Origin of the sequence: Vibrio sp. 661 (genome assembly GCF_033339315.1) — a bacterium.
In the GTDB taxonomy this organism is placed as follows: domain Bacteria; phylum Pseudomonadota; class Gammaproteobacteria; order Enterobacterales; family Vibrionaceae; genus Vibrio; species Vibrio alginolyticus.
Window position 1 is genome coordinate 1 of record NZ_JAWOUJ010000066.1, and the last position, 1,328, is coordinate 1,328.

Consider the following 1,328-nt stretch of genomic DNA (forward strand, 5'->3'; position numbering starts at 1 on the left):
AGTTTTATGTGCCAGACGATAGCGGCGTTTGAACTTCCAGTCACCAATGGCGGGCTGCCCGAAAGTCACAACGCGCTTGATGCTTTTCGGATACTTCTTTTCTATGTAATCCGCAAACACGCTACCAATTGCACCACCAGAAGAGTGGCCTGTCACCGAAATGCGCTTGCCTTGCAGAATAAGCGGGACAACGGTTGCTTCTAGGCGTTCTATCACGCTCAAACCTAAGCGGTCTTCGTTTCTACTAGGTAAACTTTCTTGGAACAATAGGTGATAAAACCCTGCGTGAATACGGTAGTTGAGACCTAATCGCCGGCAGCTTCGTGTCCACATTGCAAAGTTGAGCAACCAATCGGTAATGCTGTGAGAACCTTTAATAACGACCACGACTTCATCGCGGTTTTTGCTCCACAGTACGCGAATCATAATCTTGCCGTGTTCGTTTCGGATGATTCGCTGACCATTAGGATCGAAGCCATAACGTGTTTGTTTAAAGACTCTTGGATACGCGAGGTTGCACAGTACGGCGTAGCGTTCGTATTGGTATCGTTTTAGTGGTTTCACGTTGTCTTACTTAAAACTGTCCAACCTTATACTCTAGTGAGCGAGTGTGAAGAACACGTGAACATCAGCAGAATGTTTTACCGGTTCATTCCTCGTGGTTAACGGTAAATCTCTAACGTCGAAGCGTCATTGATAAATGAATCAAAACTTTTTAGACGAAGTAAGGTAGATTGCCGAGATTGCTCATGAGCCTGTTTTATTTCCTTAATCAAAGATTTGAGTACTTGGCGATCTGGTTTGTTGTAGCGTTTGTCTTTGCGGAGCTGGGTGAAAAACGCAATTTGAGTCGAAGTGTCATTGAAGTCGCCGAGCTTGTCTGAAGCAGCTTAAGTTGCTTCACATTTTCTTTGTGTTGTTGCGCGGGATAGAGAGCAGAGAAGCACTCCAGCAAGTAGCGCAGTGCTTTGCATTTAATGCGTAATGTGTGAATGACATCGTCTTTACTCGCGGGCGAGATTTTTCTTTGTGAGTTATTTACTTTTCTAAACTGGTCGGCAATCTTTTGATTTGCGAACGTCACTAATTCAATGTCGTTTTTTAGCAAGTCGTATTGTTTAGTTCGCTCAAGGCTGTTTCGAACCACAGCGCAATGCGCTTGGTAAGCAAGTGATGCCAACCAACTTGCTACGCGCACTTGTTCAGCATTCTTCATGGCATCAATATCCGCGAAAATGCGCGTTAATGATGAATGCTGTTCTGGCAACATCGCAAGATACTGATTGGTGTCTAAAGTGAATACATCTAAGTCTCGCAATAAGTTCGTT

General features: G+C 44.4%; 2 protein-coding genes. Both read right to left on the reverse strand.

Annotated features, from left to right (window positions below; all coding sequences use genetic code 11):
* The coding region (locus tag R7P69_RS24700) for a lipase family protein (RefSeq protein WP_318121753.1) at positions 1-564 on the reverse strand (564 nt) is incomplete at its 3' end.
* A gap of 208 nt (positions 565-772) precedes the next feature.
* On the reverse strand, positions 773-1,328 hold a 556-nt coding region (locus R7P69_RS24705), incomplete at its 5' end, for a CHAD domain-containing protein (protein WP_318121754.1).